The organism is uncultured Zoogloea sp., assembly GCF_937894855.1.
GTDB lineage: Bacteria > Pseudomonadota > Gammaproteobacteria > Burkholderiales > Rhodocyclaceae > Zoogloea > Zoogloea oryzae.
In genome coordinates this window covers 12,238-28,734 of the sequence record NZ_CALAYQ010000199.1, presented here as the reverse complement: position 1 = coordinate 28,734, position 16,497 = coordinate 12,238, and the positions used below count along the sequence as shown (strand labels likewise).

Sequence of the window (16,497 nt, the reverse complement as noted above, 5' to 3'; positions counted from 1 at the left end):
GGTGACTGGAGTTCAGACGTGTGCTCTCCGATCTCCACAGGCTCGATGCGCCCAGCAGCCATCGAAGTGAAGGATTTACTATGACCAACATTGTCGTGTGCTCGTTCTACACCGACGACGAGTATTACCGCTCCGAAGCCGAGGCGCTGCGTGCCGACCTCGAAAAACTGGGTGTCGACTATGTGTTGGAAGAAATCGTCAAGGAACCAGGCCAGGACTGGGCCGACCTGTGCCGCAAGAAAGTGCCATTCCTCGACTCGGTGTGTGAACGTTTCCCCGACTCGCGCGTGTTCTGGATTGATGTGGACTGCCGTCTGCTGTCGTTGCCCGACTTTGTGCGCGAATCCAGTGCAGACATCATCGGATTCCAGCGCGGATTCGGTTCCGCTCTGACCATCGGGTACGGCAACCGAACCCGTTTCTGGGAGCCCTGCTTCTGGGGTGTGGCCGCGACGCCTCAGGCCCGCCGCATGATTTCAGAAGCCGCCGCGATGGAGAAGGTCTCGACGATCAAGGCCACCGACGACTATTTCTTCGAGGACGGCTGGCGTCAAAACGTCGACTCGCTCACCTTCCAGATCATCCCGTCGTCCGCGGTGGTCGGAAAGGGCGACCCGTCGCTCAACGTCGAGTCGTTCTTCGTGTTCGGGTCGTCGGGGAACGTCGCCGAGAACAGCATCGTCTGCCGGGTTTCGGGGAGCTTCGAGCAGATGAACTCGATATCGGGGATGAAGCCCATGTCGAGCATCCGGTCGGCCTCGTCGAGCACCAGCGTGGCGAGGGCGTCGAGCTGCAGGCTGCCGCGGGAGAGGTGGCCCATCAGCCGGCCCGGCGTGCCCACCACCACGTGGGCGCCGTGGGCGAGGCTGTCGGCCTGGGGGCGGATCGGCGAACCGCCGCACAGGGTGAGGATCTTGATGTTGTCTTCAGCGCGGGCGAGGCGGCGCAGCTCCTGCCCGACCTGCTCGGCCAGCTCGCGGGTGGGGCACAGCACCAGGGCCTGCACCGCAAAGCGGCGGGCGTCGAGGCGCTGGAGGAGCGGCAGGCCGAAGGCGGCCGTCTTGCCGCTGCCGGTCTTGGCCTGGGCTATGAGATCGTGGCCGGCCAGCGCCACGGGCAGGCTGGCGGCCTGGATCGGCGTCATCGCGTGGTAGCCGAGGCGGGCCAGATTGGCGAGCACCGCCGGCGGCAGCCCGAGCGTGTCGAAGGGCGCCGCGGCAATGGCGGCGGGGGGCGGAATAAAGCTGGGGTCGGAGCCGGAAGCGTCGTCCGGCGGCGGGAGCGGCGTGGAAGTCATGCCGGATTATCCCGCAAAGCCGCCCCGCGCGCCCCGAAACCGGCGGGGCGAGGTGTCAGTAGCCGGAACCCATGCCCAGCCGGGCGCGCTCCCGGGCAAGGCGCTGCTCCAGGCGGGCCTGTTCGCGGGCTTCTTCCGCGCGATCGCGGGCTTCCTTCTGCTGGCGCTCCCATTCGGCCTTGCGGCGGGCTTCCTCTTCGGCGCGCTCCACGCTGTTGGTGATCTGATCGGCGTACTGCTTGCGCTCGGCCAGGGCCATCTCGTGGCGGCGTTCGGCCTCGCGGCGTTCGTATTCGGCGCGACGCTCGGCCTCGGCCTGCTGATAGGCCTCGCGGCGACGGCGCTCCTCGGTGGCCTGGCGGGCGATCTCCTCGTCGGTGAGATCGCCGTATACCTGCCGCCGCTCGGCCGCCGCGGCGCGGGCCTGGGCCGCGTTCATGGCGCCGTTGTCGGCCGGGGACATCTGGCGGAAGGCAAAGATGGACATGAAGATCTGGATGCCCACCGCCACCGCGAGCAGCCCGCCGATCACGGTGAGCATGGTGCGCAGGGGCGGGCGCGGCTTGAAGACGCGGGGCGGCGGCAGATCCACCGGCAGCACGCCCGCAGGCACGCCAAGCCCGGGCGGCAGCTCGGGCTGGGTGGGCGCCAGGCTGGCGTCGTAGGCGGCGCGCCGGCCGGGGTCGGACAGGATCCAGCAGGCCTCCTTGACCACCTTGATCTGGTTGTCGGCGTCCACCTGGTCCATGCCGTGGGGGCCGGACTGATAGTGGCGAACCAGCCGGAGCTGGGCAGCATGGATATCGGCCTCGGTTGCCGTGGGTGGCAGTCCGAGCAGATCGTAGAGTGTGGTCCTGGTCTTCATGGCAGGCGTGAAGGGGAAATACGCATTCCGGGCCGATTATAGCGACGTGCTGTGCCGCAACTTTACGGCCCGGTGCGATTTTCTGCTACGCGCTTGTGCACTGCATTACAGATACCCCAGGTGGCGCGGCAACCACAGGGCGATGTCTGGCACGAAGGTGACCAGGAGCATGGTGCCGGCCATCGCGGCGATCATCCACAGCACCCACGGCACGGTGGATTCCATCGTCACGTTGGCCATCCGGCAGGTGACCATCAGATTGACGCCCAGCGGCGGGTGGAACTGGCCCAGCGCCATGTTCATGGTGATGATGACCCCGAACCACACCAGATCCCAGCCGAAGTGGGTGGCGATGGGCACCAAGAGCGGCAGGAAGATGAAGTAGATCGAGATCGCGTCGAGGAACATCCCGGCGATCAAGAGCAGCAGCTGGATCGACAGCAGCATCGGGATCTCCGACAGCCCGGTGCCGAGCAGCGCGGCGGCCAGGTGGTCGAAGGTGCCGAGGGTGTTGCTGCCCCACGCGAAGACACTGGCCAGCGCCACCACGGTGAGGATCACCGACGAGATCTCGGCGGATTCCACCAGCACGCCGTACACATCCTTCCAGGTGAGCGAGCGGTAGATCACCATGCCCACCACCAGACCGTAGAACACTGCCACCACCGCCGCCTCGGTGGGCGTGAAGAAGCCGCTGCGCATGCCGCCCAGGATGATGACCGGCGCCGCGAGGCCCCAGCCGGCGTCCTTGAGGCTCTGCCAGAAGGGCGGGCGATCTTCATCCACCTCGGCCTCGAAGCCGTGCTTCACCGACAGCGCCCAGGCCACCAGGATCAGCGTCAGGCCCGACAGGATGCCGGGGATCATCCCCGCCGCGAACAGCGCCGGCACCGACGCCTGAGGCACCAGCAGGCTGTAGATCACGAAGGCGATCGACGGCGGGATCAGAATGTCCGTCGAGCCCGCCGCGGCGATCACCCCGGCGGTGAAGGAGCGCGGGTATCCGGCCTTGAGCATCGACGGGAGCATCACCGCCCCCACCGCGGCCGAATCCGCCGGGCCGGAGCCCGAGATGCCGCCCAGGATCATCGCCACCAGGATCGCCACGATGGCGAGGCTGCCGCGCCGCTGGCCGACCAGCGCCGATGCAAAGCGCACGATGGTCGCCGCCACGCCGGCGCGCTCGAAGATGAGGCCGGCGATCACGAAGACCGGGATCGCCATCAGCGGATACTTGGCGATGCCGGTATAGACATTGGTGGGCAGCGACAGCATGCCCAGGTCGGCGGCGGCCACCACCGCCACGCCGGCGAGGCCCATCGCCACCGCCAGCGGCACGCCGGCCAGCATCAGCCCCGCAAAAAGCCCGAAGAGCAGCCAGTCCATCACTTGGCCCTCCGCAGCAGCAACGCCACGAGGCGCAGCACGATCAGCATCGACAGCACCGGCAGCCACACCGTGTACCACCACTGGGGCACGCCCAGCGACGGCGACGTGACCTCGAAACTGTAGTCATCCCAGGCCATCAGCACGCCATACCAGGCCAGCAGCCCGAACATCACCAGCGAACACAGCATCGCAAAACGGTGGGCCAGCGGCTTGATCGCCGGCCAGCGATCGACGAAGAAGGTGATCGCGATGTGGTGGTTGCTGGCAAAGGCGTGGGACGCGCCTACCAGCGTCATCACCACCAGCAGCGCCACCGAGATTTCCTCGGTGAAGGCGAAGGAGATGTCGGTGAAATAGCGCACCAGCACATTGGCCATGGTGAGCAGGCACAGCACGCCCATCGAGGCGGCCATCAGAAAGCGCTCGATGGCGCCAAGGGAGAACTTGCCGCCTGGGGCGGTCTTGTCGGGTGGGGACATGAGGGGAGGGAAAATCGTGGATGGAGGGAGATCAGGGGCCGAACGATCCTGCAGGTCGGACTTCAGTCCGACAAACGCCTCGTTCAGCCCGCGATGTCGGACTGAAGTCCGACCTACAGGGGCAACCGGCTCAGCGCTTGGCGATGGCCGCTTCGGCCTTCCTCACCAGATCGGCGCCGATCTGCTTGGACCACTTGTCGTACACCGGCCGGGTGGCCTGCACGAAGGCGGTGCGCTGCTCGGGGGTGAGGCGGGTGACCGTGACGCCGGCCGCCTCGATCTGCTTGAGCACCGCGTTGTCGGTGCCGGCGATGCCCTTGCGGGCCTTCTCCACGTTCTCGCGGCCGGCCTGCAGGGCGGCCTGCTTCACGGCCTCGCGGTCGGCCGGGGTCCAGCTGTTCCACACATTTTTGTTCACCACGAAGATCAGCGGATCGGCCACGTAGTGCCACAGGGTCAGGTGCTTCTGGCCGACGGTGGGCAGCTTGGCGCCGACGAACACCGACAGCGGGTTCTCCTGCCCATCCACCGCGCCCGAGGCCAGCGCCGGCTGCGCGTCGGCCCAGCTCATCTGGGTGGGGTTGGCGCCCAGCGCGGTGAAGGTCTCGTTATAGAGCGGCGAGCCCACCACGCGGAACTTCATGCCCTTCAGGTCGGCCGGGGTGGCCACCGGGCGTTTGGAGTTCGACAGCTCGCGGAAGCCGTTCTCGCCCCACGCCAGCGGGATCACGTCGCGCTTCTCGAGCACCGCGAACAGCTCCTTGCCCACCTCGCCCTGGGTCAGCACGTCCATCGCCTTGTAGTCGGGCATCAGGAAGGGCAGCGAGAAGAGGTTGAGCTCCTTGATCTGCGGCGACCAGTTGATGGTCGAGCCGATGGACATGTCGATCACGCCCTGGCGGATCGCGGTGAATTCGCGGGTCTGGTCGCCGCCTACCAGCGAGTTGCCCGAATACAGCTTGATGTTGATGCGGCCCTGGGTCTTCTCCTTCACCAGCTCGATCCAGCGTTCGCCCGCCTGGCCCCACGGAAACGCCGTGCCCAGCGTGGTGGACAGCCGGTACTCGGCGCGGTAGGCCGGGGTCTGCGCCTGGGCAAGCCCGCTCCCCAGCACACACAGCGCACCGGCGGCGAGGGAAAGGACGGCAAGACGGCGACGGGCGGGGGTTGTGGGTTGCATCGAAGCGCTCCTGGGAAGGGAAAGAGGCATCGATTATCCGAGCCGGCCGGGGTGCGGGGCAAGCCGCGCAACGCCAGCGGGATGGCCGCCCCGCCCGCCGCCTCAGAAATTCAGCGTCGCAAAGCACCGGGCGGCGGCCATCGAATCGAAGCGCCGGCACGGCACCCGCCCGCGGCCAAAGCGGTTGAAGGCCTCGATCAGCTTGTGGATCACCGGGTGATCGCCCACAAAGGCAATGCGGATCACCACGTTCCGCTCCAGCGCCACCACCGCCCGCATCGCCATGAACTCGATGTCATCGTCCAGCACGTCGATGTCGATGGCGTCACGAAAGTCATGGATGCCATAGCGCAGGCGGTCGATCCGCTCGTCACCCTGGATCTGCGCGGCGGACACGTCCAGGTCGTCGATCGTCACCACCCCCGACAAGCGGCGCACGACCCCCGACCCCTCCCACTCCACCTCGACCAAACCCCGCCCCTTCAGCATTAGCCCGATGACATGGGCGGGCAGTGTACTCAAGGGGGCACGCGCCAACAACGACAAACAAATACCCACAGCCTATAAAGGGGCTTTAATGCACCCAAAACGGGTAACTACGGAGCGACCATCCGCCCCCGGGCCTCGGTCAGCACGCCCTTCCCCAGCAGCAGTCGCCGCATGCTCGCCGCCAGCCGCAGGCCCAGCACCTCGTCATCTGCCCAGGCGAAGGCGTCGATCTCCGGCAAGCGCCGCCCCGTGCGTTCGTCATCAAAAAAGCTCGCGCACACGCACGCCTCCGGCCGCGTGGCCACCGAATCGGTGCCCACCGCAAACAGGTGCAGATCCTTGCCCCGGTAATAGGCATGCCGCCCCAGGTCCACCAGCCGATCCGGCCCGAAGACCAGCCCGAACTCCTCCCGCGCCTCCCGCAGCGCGCACGCGATAGGCGTCTCACCCGGATCGATCAAACCCTTGGGCAGATCCCAGTGGGTGCTCCCGGTGGAATGCCCGACCAGCAGCTCACCCTGTTCATTGATGACCAGCAGACCGCAGGAGAGAAGCGTGGAAGACATGGGCAGCGCATCGCAATGAAAACAGGCGCCCATTCTGGGGGATGACGGGGCGGGCGGGAACCGGCAGAAGCGGCATCCCTCAGCTGCGCGGCTCGAACTACTACGTCAGCAGGCCTTCGATCCAGTCCCAACGCTTATCCCGCACCATCACAAACCGGCAGCGGCCATCGGAAAGATTCGCCCACAGGCCACCGATCAGACGATCATCTTCAGCTGCGTTCCAGCGATCGGCGCCTTTGTATTCCACTGCCAGCACGGGCCCCGGCTGACCATCTACGCCCGGCAACTGGCAAAGGAAATCCGGGTAGAAGCGTCCATCTGCCTTCTGCAGAAAGAATGCGCAGCCTTCACGCCGCACCAGATTGCGCACCCAGAACTGGATGCGGCCCTGCAGGGCCAGCATATCCAGCTGGCACGCACACTCAAACTCTTCCTTGCTGTCGAAATCCCCGATGCGCCCATAGAAGTGCTGGCGGAAATCGAAGACGCCGAAGCGGCCGTCGTAGTCCCGGCTCGGCGCATAAGCCTGGGTGTGAAACTCGAACGCGTACTGATCGGACACCACCACCCGGCTGGCCGCCGCCTCGCCGAACAGCGTCTGCTGAAACGCCTTTCCCACCGCCTGTTTGCGCAGCGCCCTGATGCGCGCCTCCAGCAGATTGCGCAGCAGGAACTTCTGCAGATTGGCCCGCGCCAGGGAGAACCCATCGCGACTCAGCAAATCGGCCAGCCACGCTGCCACGAAGGCCTGCTTGCTGGCATGGGTCAGCGACGGCTCGGGCAGATTCCGGCAAAGCCATGTCGCGAGCCGTAGCGCATCCCAATGTTCGGGCTGATAGACCAGCCCCAGATCGCGCTGCAGTTCCGGAAGGAAGCGCGACACCACGTGTCCACTGCCATCCACATCGATCTCGCCGCCTTCCGACACCTTCAAGCCCGCGCCCAGAACGGACAGATCGTCCGCCGACGGCGCAGCGTCGTAGGGCGACAATTCCCACGGGTACTCCAGCACCTCGGGGTCGTCGAACAGCTGCAATTCGCCCTGCACACGCAGTGCCAGTTGTGGCACCCGGAAGCGTTCGCCCAACTCTGCCGGCGTCTGGAAAAACTCGATGGCGGTCGTGCGGCTCACCTCGGCGGCCTCCACGATGGCCTGGGCTGCCGACTCCGAACTGACCGATGCCTTCAGCACCTCCGCCTCGTCCTCGGTGAGGGGCGTGCTGATCGTCAGCGTATTGAGCTTGCCGTCCCAACTCACCTTGTCCCGCACCGCTTTGGGCACGCTCTTCAGGTTGGGCCTTTCCGACAAGGGCACGACCACCGGCTTCACCACCACGCGTCCGCCATAGCCCTCAAGATCAAGCCGCGACTGCTCCGCCCGAGCGGCAGTCACAAAGTCGGCCACCTCGCGCCGCTCAAAGCCGGCGCCGGCCACCAGGCGGTCGCGCAGCGCGCCGGCCGTCTCGGCAAAGTTGCGCGACACCACAAACGCGTAGGACTGATTCAGCGCCTTCGCCTGACGGTGGCTCGCCCCCGGCTGACGCAACACGCGCCCCAGCAATTGCTCGACCGCCGTCGCCGACGACAGCGACGCCATGCTCACGAGAATGTAGGCAAACGGGCAATCCCAGCCCTCGGCCAGCGCCTTCTGGGTGATGACGAACTTCACCGGACAGGCGGGATCGGCAATGCCAAGTCTGAAGCCGACGTCGATCTGCTCCAGCCCCTTCTCCTCACCGGTGGCCACCACAATCTCGGCGGGCGGAATACCGTGATTGGTGATCAGTTCGTTCCGCACCCGCTCGAAATCCAGCGTCTCAACGCCGGCGCGGCGCGGCTCAGACTGGATCAGCACCAGCGGTCGCAGATAGGCGGCGCCCCCGCGACGCTCCTCGTCGGCCAACTGCTGCAACGCCTCCCGGCGGCCGATGGCGTCGGCCAGGCATTGTTGCCAGTTGGGCTCGGTCTCCAGCACCACCGGCAACTTGATCATCTCTTCCGCCTTCAGCTCGGCAGCCGAGACGCTGTGCAGCACGTTGCTGGGCGTGCGCTCCATGTCCGGGGTCGCGGTCAGCTCCATCACCCCGCTGGGGCGAAAGCGCGCCAGCATGTCGAAGGCCAGCTCGGTGCGGCTGTTGTGGGCCTCGTCCACCACCACAAACGGCCGGCGCAGCCGCAGCACGTTTGCCAGCGAATACGGCACCGTGCGTTCGCCGCCCTCGCCGTCGCAAAGCAAGGCGCCGCGCTGCTCCGGCGACAGGTTGTCGAAGTGATGCATCAGCGCCCCGCTGCTCTGATACACCTTGCGGCATTCCTCCTCCTCCACCTGGAAGGCCTGGCGTGTCGCCACGATCACCGTGGTCGACGTATCCAGCGTGGCGCGGGTGACGCTCTTCGCCTCGTCCAGATCCATCACCGTGATCGGACCGGCCTCGCGCAGGGCGATGTGGTACGGGTGATTGCGATCTTTCAGCGCCTTGATCGTCTGCTCGCGGATCGGCTTGCTCGGCACCAGCCACAACACCACACAATGTTCGCTACGCAGCAGATGGGTATTGACCAGCGCCACGCTCTTGGCCGCCAGCCAGGTCTTGCCGCCGCCGGTGGGCACCCGCAGACAGAAATACGGCATGTCGGCCGGAAATCCCGCCAGCGGGTTGTACGGATTACCGCGCCCCCACAGCCGCTCGGTGGTGGCGGTAAAGGCGATCGACGCCGACGGCAGCTCATGGCAGGCCTTGAAGTAGGCCTCCACGCTTTCCAGCACCTGCTGCTGGTAGGTCTTGGCAGCAAACGCGGTCATGGGGCTTTTCCGTAGGGCACGGCAGGCTCTTGCACGCCGGGCGTGCCGGCATCCGGGCGGATCGTTTCGATCACGCCACGGCGGCTCACCACGATGGCGGTGCCGGTCTGGCGGGCAAGCTCCCGCGCGCGCTGGGCGGCGCGCTGCAGGGCCTGGGACGACAGGCGCAGATCGGCGTCGCGGGCGTTCTCGATGGGTTGCTTGTTCATGGCTTTTCGCTCCAGTCCAGCAGCAGCGGGGTGCTGCCGGCGTTGTCGTACAGCGCCCACGCATCAACCAGCGGGGCGTACAGGTGCTCGAAGTTGTGCAGCCCGGCTGCAAAGCGGCGGCGGATGGTGGCTTCCGGAATGTCGTGGCCGCCCTGCAGCACCCGCTGGGCCACGCGGGCGATGGCCTCTTCGGGGCTGTCGAGCTTCAGGAAGATCAGCTTCACCGCATAGCCCGCCGCCTGCCAGGCCTGGATGTGGGGCACGTAGCCGCGCCCCGACAGGGTGGTTTCAAAAGCGAAACTCTCGCCGGCGGCAAAGTGCCGTGCCAGCGCCTGCAGCATCAGCCGCCCGGCCTGCACCGCCGCGGTGTGCGGCGCAAAGGGGGCCAGGCCGGCGGCGATCAGGTCGGCATTCACGAACACCGGGCAGCCCGCCTCGTTGGGCAGAAACTCCCGGGCAAAGGTAGTTTTGCCGGCCCCGTTGGGCCCGGCGATGATGATGATCTTGCGCCCCGGCTCCACGCTCACAGCTCCAGGGCGTAGGGGGTCTGCTTGAAGGTGATGCCCTCTCGGGCGGTGCGGCTGCCCAGGCGGTTGGCGGCGGCGTAGATCACCTTGGGGCCGGCAAAGGGGGGCAGCACGTCGAGCACCGGGCCGGTGAGCACGTTGCCGCCGGCCACCGACTTGTCCTTGAGGATGCCGTTGTACAGCAGATAGATGGCCCGCCCTTCATGCACGCCCAGCAGGGGGCTGTCGGCGCTGCCGGTGTAGCCGCTGCCGGTTTCGGCAAACCACACGAATTCGGCCAGCTGGGCAAAGCGCACATCGCTGCGGATCTGGCCGTCGGCGTCGAACAGGGGCTCGGCAGACAGGCGACAGAACTGGAAGCCCCCGCCCAGGCCCGCCACCGCCTGCCCCTTGGCGTTGGTGTAGCCCCCCGCCACGCGGCGGACGCGCTGGGCGGTCACGTCCTCGGCGATCTTGCCGTCCATCTCCACCAGAATGAAGCGCCGATTGCCGCCATCCTCGGCGTTCTGCTTGAGCACGGCGTGGCCGGTGGTGCCGGAACCGGCGAAGGAATCGAGGACGATGGAGTCCTTGTCGGTGGAAATTTGCAGGATGCGCTGGATAAGCAGCGAAGGCTTAGGTGTTGCGAAATCTGATACCGAAGGAATGTCGTGCAGCACTTCGCGCAGTTCCTTGCGCGAGCCATCGGTGTGGCCTGCAAATTCGTGCGGCCACAGCGTTTGCGGTACCACCCCATCATTGCGGAGCAAGTGTTTGTAGCGCTTGTACGCAGGCACTTTGCCCTTGCCGTCCTTGCCCCAATAGATCAGACCCTGTGCCACATGGCGTTGATGCTCTTCCTGCGAGTAGGCCCAGACGCGGGTGCGCTTGGGCCAGATTTCTTCGCCCGTGTTGGGATTGGTGACGGGGTAGTACAGATTGGGGCGTTCTTCGGCTGTTTTGGCGCAGGTATAGTCGCTATTACGAAATTGCCCTTTTTCATCTTCATATTTGTACTGGCTGTCTTTTTCTTCCCCACGCGGCAGCAAGTTGCGCTGCCAACTGGGCGATCGCTGATAAACCAGCACAAAATCGTGCATTGGGGCAATTGTTTTGTGATCGTTGGATACGGCGTATTTCTTTTGCCAGATGACCGTGCCTACAAAGTTGCGAGCTTCAAAAATCTCATCCATCAACAACCGCAGCGACGCCACCTCGTTGTCGTCGATGGACACAAAGATCGCCCCATCCTCCCGCAGGAACTGCTTCAGCAGCACCAGCCGGGGGTACATCATGCACAGCCAGCGGTCGTGGCGGTCGAGGGTCTCGCCTTCCTTGCCCACCACCTCGCCCAGCCATTTGCGGATTTCGGGGCTGTTGACGTTGTCGTTGTACACCCAGCCTTCGTTGCCGGTGTTGTACGGGGGGTCGATGTAGATGCACTTCACCTGCCCGGCGTAGCGCGGCAGCAAGGCCTTGAGGGCATGAAGGTTGTCGCCCTGCACGATGAGGTTGCCGCTGTCACGCCCTTCCCCATCGCCGCAGGCAAACGCCGGCACCGGCTCGAGCAGGCGGAAGGGCACTTCCTTGTGGTGTTTGACGACGGCGTCCTTGCCGATCCAGTTGAGCGTGGGCATTGCGGTGATCCGTTGATTACGGGGCGCGCTGCCGTGGGGGCCGCGCCCGGGTTCGATGCGGGCATTCCGGGCCGGGGCGGTGCGCTGCTCGCCAGGGCCGGGAACGAGGTCGGGAATGTATCAGGTGCACGGGCCCGGCGGGGCGCGGGGCCAGCGGATTGGGGTGGCCGGATTTCAACTCAACACGGCTTTTTGACCAACCCATAGCGCAAGCCCATTTCCCTGTAGGTCGGACTTCAGTCCGACAGCGCAGCTTGAGCAGGCAGGGGTTGTCGGACTGAAGTCCGACTCCCCATGAGAATCGACGAGAACGACGGGTTACCACTCGATCACGAGTGATTTTCGCTCGTGATCGAGTGCCTGCCCCTCGTGATCAGGCAATCGCTGCCCGATCACGAGGGTCGATTGCTCGATCTCGACCATCCTTTTAGAGAATCAGCATAACCTTTATGAATAATCGAGTAGGTCGGGTTAGCCCGCAGGGCGTAACCCGACGCATATCGGCGGCAGGATGTCGGGTTACGCCCTGCGGGCTAACCCGACCTACGCGACTTACCAGGCAGGGGATGTCGGACTGAAGTCCGACCTACAGGGCCTACAGGACCTACAGGGATGCAGCCGTCCGGTGCCGCAGCAAGCCGGATGAAGAATATTTCTGCCACCCTGTCGATTCCGCCCGCGGTCATCCGTCGTGGTGATGAAGCCGCACTCCGCGGCGCAGTTGAGGAGAACCCCATGCGATTCATGATCATCGTGAAGGCCACCGCCGAGAGCGAGGCCGAAGTCATTCCGGCGCCGGACGAGGCGCTGCTGGCGGCCATGGCGGCCTACCACGAGGAGCTCGCCCGGGCCGGCGTGCTGCTCGATGCCTCCGGGCTCAAGCCCAGTTCACAGGGCTGGCGCATCCGCTACGATGGAAGCACGCGCAGCGTGATCGACGGGCCGTTTGCCGAGACCAAGGAGCTCATCGCCGGCTACACCCTCATCCAGGTTCGCAGCCGCGAGGAGGCGCTGGAGTGGAGCCGGCGCTACCCCAACCCGGCGGGCGAGGGCATCGCCACCGAGATCGAGGTGCGCCCCCTGTACGAGCTGGAAGACTTTGCCCCGTCCGATGCCATCGAGCGCTTCAAGACCATCGGCCTGCCCGAATGAGCCGGCCCCCCAACGGAGACTGCCATGACCCAAGCCATCCCCCCCGGCATGACCGCCGTCACGCCCCACCTGGTGTGCCGCAACGCGGCGGCCGCCATCGAGTTCTACAAACAGGCCTTCGGCGCGGTGGACTGTGCCCGCCTGCCCGCCCCGGACGGGCGGCTGATGCACGCCCTCATCACCATCGGTGGCGCGCCGGTGATGCTGGTGGATGAGTTCCCCGAGCAGGGCTGCCAGGGCCCGCTGGCCCTGGGCGGCTCGGCGGTGACGCTGCACCTCTACGTGGCCGATGTGGACGCCACGGTGGCCCAGGCCGTGGCCGCCGGCGCCACCGTGACCATGCCGGTGGCGGACATGTTCTGGGGCGACCGCTACGGCCGGCTGCTTGATCCCTTCGGCCACCACTGGTCGGTCGCCACCCACGTCCGCGATCTCACCCCCGAGCAGATCACCGAAGGCTTCAAGGCCGCCTGCGGAGGCCAGTGACATGCCCTTCATGCTGCTGATCGTTGAGCTCCGCGGCCAGCGCGCCGCCACCCCCAGCGCCGAGGCCCACCGCCGCTACGACGCGATGATGGCCTTCGGCGCCGGGCTGGCCGAACGCGGCGTGCTGATCCGCGCCGAATCCCTGCGCCCCGACGAGCACGCGGTGCGCATCCGTCGCAGCGCCCCGGCGGCCGCCCTGGCGCTGGTGGACGGCCCCTTCGCCGAAGCCAAGGAGATGGTGGGCGGCTTCTACCTGCTGGACGTGGCCACCCGCGACGAAGCCGTGGCCATCGCCCGACAATGCCCGGCGGTGGATTTCGCCACCGTCGAAGTGCGCGAATGCGCGCCCTGCCACGTGCTGTAAACACCCGGCCTGTAGGTCGGACTTCAGTCCGACACGACTGCCGGATCAGGCCACGATGTCGGACTGAAGTCCGACCTGCAGGTCTGTTGCACGGTGCAGGCCGCCCTTAGAACCTTCCATTGCCCCAAGGACCCCGCCATGAACGACGAATCCCTCATCCGCGCCAGCCTTACCGAATGGCAGCAGGCCTTCTGCCGCAAGGACGTGGACGCCCTGATGGCCCTCTACGCCCCCGGCGCGGTGCTGTTCGACGCCATCCCGCCCTTCGTCGACGACGTGGCCGGGATGCGCCAGAAGATCATCGGCTGCCTGCCCTACTTTCCCGACGACACCGCCATCGAGACGCGCAACCTCGCCGTCACCGTCGGCGCCGAGCTCGCCACCGCCCACTGCCTGTGGCACTTCACCCAGCTGCCGCCGGGCCACCCGGCCGGGCGCCACTGGTTCCGCAGCTCCACGGTGTGGCAGAAGCAGCCGGACGGCCGCTGGCTGATCATCCACGACCACTGCTCCGCCCCCTTCAACCCCTACACCGAGCGCACCGTGCTCACCCCCGACGCCCAGGCCGCGCTGGATGCCGCCCCCGAAAGCTGCGGCGGCGGCGCCAACCCGGTGGGCTGGTTCGAGATCTACGTGGCCGACATGGACCGGGCGAAGGCCTTCTACAGCGCGGTGTTCGGTTTTGAATTCACCCGGCTGGAGAGCCCCATCGACCTGTGGGCCTTCCCGATGCAGTCCATCGGTTCGGGCGCCGGCGGCGCGCTGGCCAAGATGGACGGCTTCGGGCCGGGCGGCGGCGGCAACAGCGTGCTGGTTTACTTCAGCTGTGCCGACTGTTCGGAGCAGGCCGATCTGGCAGCCCGGCATGGCGGCGAGGTGGTCAAGCCCAAGTTCTCCATCGGCGCCTACGGCCACATCGCCATCGTGAAGGACAGCGAGGGCAATCTCATCGGCCTGCACTCGATGGCCTGACCCCGGGAGAAAACCATGCGCTACACAGGAAGCTGCCACTGCGGCAAGGTCGCCTTCGAGGTGGAAGGCGAACTGAAAGAGGTGATCGACTGCAACTGCTCGATCTGCCAGCGAAAGGGCGCGCTGCTGTGGTTCGTGCCTCGGGGCGCGGTAAAGATGCTGACGCCCGACGCCAACCTCAAGACCTACACCTTCGGCCCGGCGCGCATCAAGCACCGCTTCTGCCCCGAATGCGGGATCCACCCGCTGGGCGAAGGCAGCATGCCCGACGGCACGCCGATGAGCGCCATCAACGTGCGCTGCCTGGATGGCGTCGACCTGGCCGCGCTGCCGGTGCGCCACTTCGACGGCCGCTCGATGTAACCCCTGCCAACGGAGGCCACCATGGTCGACCAGCTCTTCATCAACCTGCCGGTGGCGGACCTGCCGCGCAGCATCGCGTTCTTCACCGCGCTGGGCTTCACCATCAATCCCCAATGGACCGACGACACCGCCGCCTGCGTGGTGCTGGGCGAGAAGCACTGCCTGATGATCATGGTGGCGGACCGCCTCGCCACCTTCACCCCCAAGCCGGTGAGCGACGCCCACACCACCACCGAGGTGCTCAACTGCCTGTCGCTGCCCAGCCGCCAGGTGGTGGATGACATGGTGGCCACGGCGCTGGCCCACGGCGGCACCACCTGGAAGGCGCCGGAGGACCACGGCTTCATGTACGGCCACGCCTTTGCCGACCCGGACGGCCACATCTGGGAGCTGGTCCACTTCACCCCGCCGCCGGCCCAGTGAGCGAGGCCGACACCCGCCGGGCCATCGAGGCCATCTGGCATCTCGAGGCCGCCCGGGTGATCGGCCGGGCGGCGCGGCTGGTGCGCGACGTGGGCCTCGCCGAGGATCTTGCCCAGGACGCGCTGGTGGCCGCCCTCGAAACCTGGCCCGAGGGCGGCGTGCCCGCCAACCCCGCCGCCTGGCTGATGACCGCCACCCGCCACCGGGCGCTGGATCACCTGCGCCACGCCGCCCTCGCCGCCGGCAAGGCCGGCGAGATCGGCGCCGAGCTGGATTTCCAGCACGCGCTCACCAGCGAAGCGCAGCTTGAAGCCATCGACGCCCGCCTCGACGACGACATCGGCGACGACCTGCTGCGCCTCATCTTCACCGCCTGCCATCCGCTGCTCCCGCCCGAGGCCCGCTCGGCGCTCACCCTGCGGGTGATGGGCGGCCTCACCACCGACGAGATCGCCCGCGCCTACCTCAAGCCCGAGGCCACCATCGCCCAGCGCATCGTCCGCGCCAAGCGCACCCTCGCCGCCGCCCGGGTGCCTTTCGAGGTTCCCCGGGGCGCCGAGCGACAGGCGCGGCTGGCATCGGTGCTGGAGGTGATCTACCTGATCTTCAACGAAGGCTACGTGGCCACCGCCGGCGCCGACTGGATGCGCCCGGCCCTGTGCAGCGAAGCCCTGCGCCTGGGCCGCGTGCTGGCCGGGCTGATGCCCGACGACGGCGAGGTGCTGGGGCTGGTGGCGCTGATGGAGATCCAGGCCTCGCGCCTCGCCGCCCGGGTGGCGCCCGACGGCCAGCCGGTGCTGCTGGCCGACCAGGACCGCCGGCGCTGGGATCGCCTGCTGATCCGCCGCGGGCTGGACGCCCTCGCCCGCGCCGAAGCCCTCGCCAGCCACGCGGGCCACCTGGGCCCCTACGCCCTGCAGGCCGCCATCGCCGCCTGCCACGCCCGCGCGCCGCGGGTGGAGGACACCGACTGGGCGCGCATCGTGGGGTTGTACGACGCGCTGGCGCAGATCGTCCCGTCGCCGGTGGTGCGCCTCAACCGGGCGGTGGCGGTGGCCCGCGCCTACGGACCCGAGGCCGCGCTGGAGCTGGTGGATGAGCTCGCCAGCGAACCGGTCCTCGCCCGCTACCACCTGCGCCACGCGGTGCGCGGGGATCTGCTCGCCCAGCTCGGCCGCGGCGCAGAAGCCGCAGTGGCTTTTGAAGAAGCCGCCCGCCTCACCCACAACGCCGGCGAACGGGCGGTGATGCTGCGAAGGGCGGCAGAGGCGCTGGGAGGCTGAGCCCAACCACCCCTGTAGGTCGGACTTCAGTCCG

The 16,497-nt window shown here is 67.0% G+C and carries 17 protein-coding genes and 1 pseudogene; 7 read left to right on the top strand and 11 right to left on the bottom strand.

Features of this window, described 5'->3' with window-relative positions; all coding sequences use genetic code 11:
• Positions 1 to 652: 652 nt before the first annotated feature.
• From Q0672_RS21405 to Q0672_RS21355, 11 genes and pseudogenes are all read right to left on the bottom strand, one after another.
• Positions 653 to 1,297: pseudogene (locus Q0672_RS21405) on the bottom strand (DEAD/DEAH box helicase); the annotation flags it as partial.
• A gap of 55 nt (positions 1,298 to 1,352) precedes the next feature.
• Positions 1,353 to 2,162 (bottom strand): DnaJ domain-containing protein, encoded by an 810-nt coding sequence (locus Q0672_RS21400; RefSeq protein ID WP_298625707.1) that lies wholly within the window; start codon positions 2,160 to 2,162, stop codon positions 1,353 to 1,355.
• Positions 2,163 to 2,267: 105 nt separating this feature from the next.
• Positions 2,268 to 3,548, bottom strand: a complete 1,281-nt coding sequence (locus Q0672_RS21395) for a TRAP transporter large permease (RefSeq protein ID WP_298625705.1) — start codon at positions 3,546 to 3,548, stop codon at positions 2,268 to 2,270.
• Positions 3,548 to 4,030, bottom strand: coding sequence for a TRAP transporter small permease (locus tag Q0672_RS21390; RefSeq protein ID WP_298625702.1), 483 nt, complete (start codon positions 4,028 to 4,030; stop codon positions 3,548 to 3,550). The genes Q0672_RS21395 and Q0672_RS21390 overlap by 1 nt, the downstream gene beginning before the upstream one ends.
• Positions 4,031 to 4,160: 130 nt before the next feature.
• Entirely contained in the window at positions 4,161 to 5,210 is a 1,050-nt protein-coding gene (locus tag Q0672_RS21385; protein ID WP_298625699.1) for a DctP family TRAP transporter solute-binding subunit, read from the bottom strand.
• 102 nt (positions 5,211 to 5,312) lie between these two features.
• The gene (locus Q0672_RS21380; protein WP_298625696.1) at positions 5,313 to 5,732 is read right to left on the bottom strand and encodes a hypothetical protein; all 420 of its coding nucleotides are present in this window, start codon (positions 5,730 to 5,732) and stop codon (positions 5,313 to 5,315) included.
• Positions 5,733 to 5,806: 74 nt separating this feature from the next.
• On the bottom strand, positions 5,807 to 6,265 hold the full coding sequence (locus Q0672_RS21375; protein ID WP_298625693.1) for an NUDIX domain-containing protein: 459 nt from the start codon (positions 6,263 to 6,265) through the stop codon (positions 5,807 to 5,809).
• Positions 6,266 to 6,365: 100 nt separating this feature from the next.
• Entirely contained in the window at positions 6,366 to 9,068 is a 2,703-nt protein-coding gene (locus Q0672_RS21370; RefSeq protein WP_298625690.1) for a DEAD/DEAH box helicase family protein, read from the bottom strand.
• Positions 9,065 to 9,277, bottom strand: coding sequence for a hypothetical protein (locus tag Q0672_RS21365; protein ID WP_153162536.1), 213 nt, complete (start codon positions 9,275 to 9,277; stop codon positions 9,065 to 9,067). Before Q0672_RS21365 ends, Q0672_RS21370 begins: the two co-directional genes overlap by 4 nt.
• Positions 9,274 to 9,798, bottom strand: coding sequence for a zeta toxin family protein (locus tag Q0672_RS21360; protein ID WP_298625685.1), 525 nt, complete (start codon positions 9,796 to 9,798; stop codon positions 9,274 to 9,276). The genes Q0672_RS21365 and Q0672_RS21360 overlap by 4 nt, the downstream gene beginning before the upstream one ends.
• Positions 9,799 to 9,800: 2 nt before the next feature.
• Positions 9,801 to 11,420, bottom strand: coding sequence for a site-specific DNA-methyltransferase (locus Q0672_RS21355; protein WP_298625682.1), 1,620 nt, complete (start codon positions 11,418 to 11,420; stop codon positions 9,801 to 9,803).
• A 735-nt stretch (positions 11,421 to 12,155) separates the two neighbouring features.
• Between Q0672_RS21355 and Q0672_RS21350 the strand changes: the two genes are divergently transcribed.
• From Q0672_RS21350 to Q0672_RS21320, 7 genes are all read left to right on the top strand, one after another.
• The gene (locus tag Q0672_RS21350; protein WP_298625679.1) at positions 12,156 to 12,572 is read left to right on the top strand and encodes a YciI family protein; all 417 of its coding nucleotides are present in this window, start codon (positions 12,156 to 12,158) and stop codon (positions 12,570 to 12,572) included.
• Between the two features lie 24 nt (positions 12,573 to 12,596).
• A complete protein-coding gene (locus Q0672_RS21345) occupies positions 12,597 to 13,058 on the top strand; it encodes a VOC family protein (RefSeq protein ID WP_298625676.1) in 462 nt (153 codons plus the stop codon).
• A gap of 1 nt (position 13,059) precedes the next feature.
• The gene (locus Q0672_RS21340) at positions 13,060 to 13,422 is read left to right on the top strand and encodes a YciI family protein (protein ID WP_298625673.1); all 363 of its coding nucleotides are present in this window, start codon (positions 13,060 to 13,062) and stop codon (positions 13,420 to 13,422) included.
• Between the two features lie 138 nt (positions 13,423 to 13,560).
• Positions 13,561 to 14,394, top strand: coding sequence for a DUF4440 domain-containing protein (locus tag Q0672_RS21335; RefSeq protein WP_298625670.1), 834 nt, complete (start codon positions 13,561 to 13,563; stop codon positions 14,392 to 14,394).
• Positions 14,395 to 14,409: 15 nt separating this feature from the next.
• Positions 14,410 to 14,757 (top strand): GFA family protein, encoded by a 348-nt coding sequence (locus Q0672_RS21330; protein ID WP_298625667.1) that lies wholly within the window; start codon positions 14,410 to 14,412, stop codon positions 14,755 to 14,757.
• A gap of 21 nt (positions 14,758 to 14,778) precedes the next feature.
• Positions 14,779 to 15,180, top strand: a complete 402-nt coding sequence (locus Q0672_RS21325; RefSeq protein ID WP_298625664.1) for a VOC family protein — start codon at positions 14,779 to 14,781, stop codon at positions 15,178 to 15,180.
• Complete coding sequence (locus Q0672_RS21320) at positions 15,177 to 16,463, top strand: sigma-70 family RNA polymerase sigma factor (protein WP_298625661.1); 1,287 nt, start codon at positions 15,177 to 15,179, stop codon at positions 16,461 to 16,463. Before Q0672_RS21325 ends, Q0672_RS21320 begins: the two co-directional genes overlap by 4 nt.
• Positions 16,464 to 16,497 lie beyond the last annotated feature (34 nt).